This window comes from Burkholderia sp. Se-20378 (assembly GCF_017104665.1).
GTDB classification, from domain to species: Bacteria; Pseudomonadota; Gammaproteobacteria; order Burkholderiales; family Burkholderiaceae; genus Burkholderia; species Burkholderia lata.
Genome location: NZ_JAAGPG010000497.1, coordinates 1 through 5,987 on the forward strand (window position 1 = coordinate 1; position 5,987 = coordinate 5,987).

The following is a 5,987-nucleotide window of genomic DNA, read 5'->3' on the forward strand; positions in this document are numbered from 1 at the left end:
TGAGCGCACCGGCCGCAAACTGTACGGCCGGGCGCGACGATACGTATCCCTCCCCGTCATTCATCACAGGAATCTCTGTGCCGCCGGCTGCCTACCGGTTGTGTCGCTGACACTGCTTCTAAGCTTCGCGACGGGCGCGCGCGGCCTATGCCGACGTCCGCCGGGATATACGACCGTCCGGCCATCATCCGACAGGTCGACTAGCGCTAACCGCCCTGCCTTCCGCAGCGTCGCACGCATCGTCTGCATCTGCTCGACGGTCGCCATCACGCCGCAGCAGACGATCGCAGATATATCCGTCGTCGATCGCCATCCGGCCGTCCCCCGACAGACCTGCTTGCGCCAGCCTCTCCCGCCTACCGCAACGTCGCATGCAACGTCTGCATCTGCTCGGCGGTCGCCATCACGCCACCGCAGACGATCACGGCGATATCCGTCGCCGACGCGAGCACGGGCACCGGCCGCTCGAGCGCGGCCAGCGCGGCACCGCACGCGGGCTCGACGACGATCCGGTGTTCATCGAGGAATCGCAGTGACGCGGCCACCGCGTCGGCATCGGACACGACGACCGGATGAATCTCGTGCCGTGTCGCCCATTCGACCGCCGCGTCGCACGGACGCTTCGCGCCGAGCGACGTCGCAATACTCGTGATCGCCGGCAATTCGACCACACACCCCTGCGCCAGCGAGCGCGCATAGCAGTCGGCGCCTTCCGTTTCGGCTGCGACCACCGGCACGTCGTGCCAGCCGTTGCGCGCCAGCCCTTCGAGCACGCCGCACAGCAGCCCGCCGCCGCCGACCGCGAGCACAATCGCGCCGGGTTTCGGGCCGGCCGCCGCCATCTCGTCGATCATCGTCGCGTGGCCCTGCCACAGCACGCGATCGTCGAACGGGTGTACGAACGCATCGTGCTCGCCGAGCGCCGACTGCGCGAACGCATTCGCCTCGGCCCAGCTCGCACCGTGCACGACCACCTCCGCGCCCTCGACGCGGATCAGCTCGCGGGCGCGGGCCGACGCGCTTTCCGGCACGACGACGAGCACCGGCACGCCGAGTTCGCGGCCGCAATACGCGACCGCGATGCCCGCGTTGCCGCCCGACGACGACACGAAGCGCCGCGCGCCGGCCGCATGCCGCGCTTCGCAGACCGCGCCGATGCCGCGCAGCTTGAACGAGCCCGACGGCTGCAGCGCGTCGAGCTTCAGCCGGATGGTCCTGCCGAGCCGGCGAGACGCGATTTGCGAGCGGATATAAGGAGTCGGGATATGAAGCGGCATGGGACGGAACCAATGGGTACGGAGGGAACGGAGGAAACGCATGCGACGCATCACTGCGAGCGCCAATGTCGGTCATCGTACGGCACGCGCCCCATGCTTTCCAATACCATCGAGTGGCGTTTGCTATGCTTCACAGGTATATCGATGAACGAGAGCTGATACCGCATGCGTCAGATCGAATTGCGTCACCTGCGCTACTTCGTGGCCGTCGCGCAGGCCGGCAGCGTGATGGCCGGCGCCCGTGCGGCCGGCATCGTCCAGCCCGCGCTGTCGCGACAGATCCGCGAACTCGAGGACGCGATCGGCACGCCGCTGCTGGTGCGCCGCGCAACGGGCGTCACGCTCACGGCGGCCGGCGCCAGCTTCCTGCAGGACGCGACCGGCCTGCCCGCGACGCTGCAGGACAGCCGTGAGCGCGCACTGCGCAGCGCGGCCGGCCAGCTGGGCGAACTGCGGCTCGGGGCGTGGCCGAACTGCCTGCCGTTGCCCGTCGTCGCAAACGTCCTCAAGGCGTTTCGCGATGCGTGTCCGGACGTGAAGCTGTCGATCGCGCCGATGCTGTCGGCCGAACAGGCAAGCGCGCTGATGCGCGGCCAGCTCGACGGCGGGATCATGGCGTGGCGTCGGGACGAGGCGCCGCACCTGTCGGGCGTACGGCTGCTGAGCGACCGCTTCGTGCTCGCGATGCCCGCGCCGCCGGGCGGACGCTTCACCGCGCCGCGCACGCTGGCCGACGTCGCGAACGAGCCGTTCGTCTGGTTCGACGCGCAGCGCTCCGCCGCGCACCACCGGTTCCTGATGGCGCAGTGCCAGCAGGCCGGCTTCACGCCGCGGATCGCGCAGGTCGGCAGCGACATTCCAACGTTGATCGGCCTCGTCGCGGCCGGGATGGGCTGTGCGTTCGTGCCGGAAAGCGCGTCGCCAACCTGCCCGCACACGGTCCGGCTCGTCGCGCTCGACGAGCTCGCGAGCCGCTTCGACATCGAGTTCGTGTTCGACGGTGCGGCCGTGCCACCGTCGCCCGTCGTCGCACGGTTTCTCGAGGCCGTGCGCGAGGCGGCCGGTGAAGCGCGCCAAGCGGGCTGAGCGAGCAGCAGATTCGGCGACTTGGCCCGGCACTTGGGCGACGCGATTCGCGGTGCCGAATGACGGGCGGAACCCCCTTCCGTCAAACCGTCGGCTTGGCTGCTGAAACACGCTAAACAACTGCATCTTTTTCGCGAAAATTCTTACAAAACGGCGACACCGGACGCCGCAGCACCGGTGTTTTTAAATTGACACCAAAAAGTGCCGTTTAACGTCGGTTCGAATTGTCATGGTTCGAAATATACTGCGCGCGCATCCAACCCTCGTGCCAAAGAGAGGATGCGTTTCCGCCCCGGTCACGGTCCCCCTGTGATCGGGGCTTTTTTTGCCCGTGGGCCTTGTCGGCAAAGGGTTTTCGGCATCGGTGCGACGTTCGTTCGGGGCGATGCCCGCCACCTGACCGGCCCGCCCGATCCGCGCGGCGGCGCATCGCCGGACGGTTTACGGACGGCCTCCGGATCATCGGGCGCAGCGATCGTCAGCCCACTTCGAAGTGTCGATGGCTCACGGTCTCCCGGCCGAAAGCCGCGGCCTCTTCATTACACGAAGCTTTCGCAAAAAACCGCTTTCGCCCGCCTCAGAAACGGGCTTCAAGCGCTCGCTGCATTGTTGACATGAAATCAAGATAATTTCGTCCGTATACGGCTTTTTCCGCAAAAGTCATGCAGGCACACTTCGCCCTGTCCTCAACGGCCTGTGCCGTTGTCCCTCGACTACAGGAGCTCATCGCGTGAACCCCACGACTTCCTCTCCTTCCCGCCCCGACGGCAGCGCAGCGCTGCCGCTGCTGGCACTCGCCGCCGGTGCGTTCGGCATCGGCACGACCGAGTTCTCGCCGATGGGCCTGCTGCCCGTGATCGCCGACGGCGTGCACGTGTCGATTCCGCAGGCCGGCATGCTGATCAGCGCGTATGCGATCGGCGTGATGGTCGGCGCGCCGCTGATGACGCTGCTGCTCGCGCGCTGGTCGCGCCGCTCGGCGCTGATCGCGCTGATGTCGATCTTCACGATCGGCAACCTGCTGTCGGCGTTCGCGCCGGGCTACACGACGCTGCTGCTCGCCCGCCTCGTGACGAGCCTCAACCACGGCGCGTTCTTCGGACTCGGTTCGGTGGTCGCGGCCAGCCTCGTGCCGCGCGAAAAGCAGGCCAGCGCGGTCGCGACGATGTTCATGGGCCTGACGATCGCGAACGTCGGCGGGGTGCCGGCCGCGACCTGGCTCGGCCAGATCATCGGCTGGCGCATGTCGTTCGCGGCGACCGCGGGCCTCGGCCTGGTGGCGATCGCCGGGCTGTTCGCGGCGCTGCCGAAGGGCGAAGCCGGCAAGATGCCCAACCTGCGCGCGGAACTCTCGGTACTCACGCGCCCCGTCGTGCTCGGCGCGCTCGGGACGACCGTGCTCGGCGCCGGTGCGATGTTCACGCTCTACACGTATGTCGCGCCGACGCTCGAACACGTGACCGGCGCAACGCCCGGCTTCGTGACCGCGATGCTGGTGCTGATCGGCGTCGGCTTCTCGATCGGCAACATCGCGGGCGGGCGCCTCGCCGACCGCTCGCTCGACGGCACGCTGATCGGTTTCCTGCTGTTGCTGATTGCCACGATGGCGGCGTTCCCGGTGCTCGCCAGCACGCATGTCGGCGCCGCCGTCACACTGCTCGTGTGGGGTGTCGCAACGTTCGCGGTCGTGCCGCCGCTGCAGATGCGCGTGATGCGGGCGGCCCACGAAGCGCCGGGCCTCGCGTCGGCCGTCAACATCGGCGCGTTCAACCTCGGCAATGCGCTCGGCGCGGCCGCCGGCGGTGCGGCGATCTCGGCGGGCTTCGGTTATGCGGCCGTGCCGCTCGTCGGCGGACTGATCGCCGCAGCCGGACTCGCACTCGTGTTCCTGCAGATCGCGCAGCAGCGCCGCGCACCGGCCGCCACGAATTCGTAATCGCGACACGTCGCGCCGGTAATGCGCGACGGCCCGCCGCCCCTCAGGCAAACACGTTCACGGCCGCGCAATGCGGCCGTCTTCGTTTTCAATCGTCAATTCCGATTCACCGATTCCACAATCAGAAAAATCAGGAATATCGGCCATCAAGCGTCGACGCAAATCCAATTCATTAACGGATAACTGAAAACGATTCAATCCACCAGAATGATTCAGCATCCGCGCATTTCACTTCACTGGATACATTAACCATCCATTCCGCATCGACCGTTTCAACCCGCCACACCAATCGGAAAAATCGAATCGCACCCTGCAATACTCGCGGAGTAATTGCCGCATCGCTGGAAAATCTTTCGTCCCCTCCGCACCCGAGAAAATCGGAAACCGTAATGTTTTCCGGCTTTATTCAATCGATTCCCGGTTTTACTGTAACAAAATGAAACAGCCCGATCATTGCGATTGAAAGACTCGCCGATTCGTATCAGCATTTGCAATGCCGTGGCATGCGAAGCGCGGCATAAATCCAATGAAAAACCGCTCGATGAGGGATCAGTGTGAAAGTTGCCATCGCTTCCACGACAATGTCGCTCGCGCTGTTAATCGGCCTGTCGACACCTGCCGCCGACGCCGCCACTTATTCGAACGGCACTGCAACCGCCACCTTCAACGTCACGCTGACGCTGCAGCCGAACTGCACGATCGCCGCGAACCCGCTGGCGTTCGGGACCAACGGGGTGCTGGCCACGGCAATCAACCAGCAGACGACCGTCAGCGTCACCTGTACCAATACGACGCCGTACAACGTCGGCCTCGATGCGGGCTCGGTCACGGGTTCGAGCGTCGCGAGCCGCCTGATGGCCGGCACGTCGACCGGCAACACGACGACGACCGTCGGCTTCCAGCTCTACCAGGACGCCGGGCGCACGACGATCTGGGGCAACACGCAAGGCACGAACACCGTGGCCGGCACCGGCACGGGCGCCGCGCAGGCGTTGAACGTCTACGGCCAGGTGCCCGCTCAGGCCACGCCGAAACCGGACACCTATCAGACGACCGTCACCGCAACCGTCTACTTCTGACCGGCACCGCAACGCATGACCGCATTACGTCGAATGCTCGCCGCGCTGCTGTGCGCGGCCGGCACCGCGCACGCCGCGTCGCTGCAGATCTCCCCCGTCACGATCGAATTCGGCACCGACGACACGGCCACCGGCATCACGCTGCGCAATCCGGGCGAGCGCCCCGTATACGGGCAGGTGCGCGTATTCCGCTGGGACCAGGCCGACGGCGAGGACACGCTGACGCCCACCCAGGATCTGATCGCGAGCCCGCCGCTGATCGAGGTCGGCACGCAGTCCGAGCAACTGATCCGCGTCGTGCGTGCGTCGCGCGCGCCCGCCGGCATCGAGCAAAGCTACCGGCTGCTGATCGACGAGCTGCCGCAGCCCGGCGAAGCGCCGACCAACGGCGTGTCGATCCGGCTGCGCTATTCGATTCCGGTGTTCGTCGAACCCGCGGCCAACGGCGCGCCGCAACTCGACTGGGCGCTGCTGCACAGCGACGGCGGCTGGGTGCTGCGGGTGCGCAACGACGGCGCGCGCCGTGCGCAGCTGGCCTCGGTCGAGCTCGTGACCGGCGACGGCCACACGTACCCGCTCACGCACGGGCTGCTCGGCTACGCGCTCGCG

6 protein-coding genes are annotated in these 5,987 nt (G+C 66.7%); 4 read left to right on the forward strand and 2 right to left on the reverse strand.

Annotated elements, in window-relative coordinates; genetic code table 11:
• Positions 1 to 356 precede the first annotated feature (356 nt).
• Positions 357 to 1,277, reverse strand: a complete 921-nt coding sequence (locus tag G3N93_RS32090) for a pyridoxal-phosphate dependent enzyme (protein ID WP_206134761.1) — start codon at positions 1,275 to 1,277, stop codon at positions 357 to 359.
• A 165-nt stretch (positions 1,278 to 1,442) separates the two neighbouring features.
• Between G3N93_RS32090 and G3N93_RS32095 the strand changes: the two genes are divergently transcribed.
• Together G3N93_RS32095 and G3N93_RS32100 are read left to right on the forward strand one after the other, a co-directional pair.
• The gene (locus G3N93_RS32095) at positions 1,443 to 2,363 is read left to right on the forward strand and encodes a LysR family transcriptional regulator (RefSeq protein WP_206134762.1); all 921 of its coding nucleotides are present in this window, start codon (positions 1,443 to 1,445) and stop codon (positions 2,361 to 2,363) included.
• 730 nt (positions 2,364 to 3,093) lie between these two features.
• Positions 3,094 to 4,299: an MFS transporter gene (locus tag G3N93_RS32100; protein WP_174987420.1), complete on the forward strand. Its 1,206-nt coding sequence runs from the start codon at positions 3,094 to 3,096 to the stop codon at positions 4,297 to 4,299.
• Between the two features lie 57 nt (positions 4,300 to 4,356).
• On the opposite strand, the gene G3N93_RS32105 is transcribed toward G3N93_RS32100, so the two are convergent.
• Positions 4,357 to 4,518: a hypothetical protein gene (locus G3N93_RS32105; RefSeq protein ID WP_206134763.1), complete on the reverse strand. Its 162-nt coding sequence runs from the start codon at positions 4,516 to 4,518 to the stop codon at positions 4,357 to 4,359.
• 362 nt (positions 4,519 to 4,880) lie between these two features.
• Here G3N93_RS32105 and G3N93_RS32110 point away from each other — a divergent pair, with 362 nt between their 5' ends.
• Both G3N93_RS32110 and G3N93_RS32115 read left to right on the forward strand, forming a co-directional pair.
• Positions 4,881 to 5,378 (forward strand): spore coat U domain-containing protein, encoded by a 498-nt coding sequence (locus tag G3N93_RS32110; protein WP_174935245.1) that lies wholly within the window; start codon positions 4,881 to 4,883, stop codon positions 5,376 to 5,378.
• Between the two features lie 15 nt (positions 5,379 to 5,393).
• A partial coding sequence (locus G3N93_RS32115) for a molecular chaperone (RefSeq protein ID WP_206134764.1) occupies positions 5,394 to 5,987 on the forward strand: 594 nt, incomplete at its 3' end.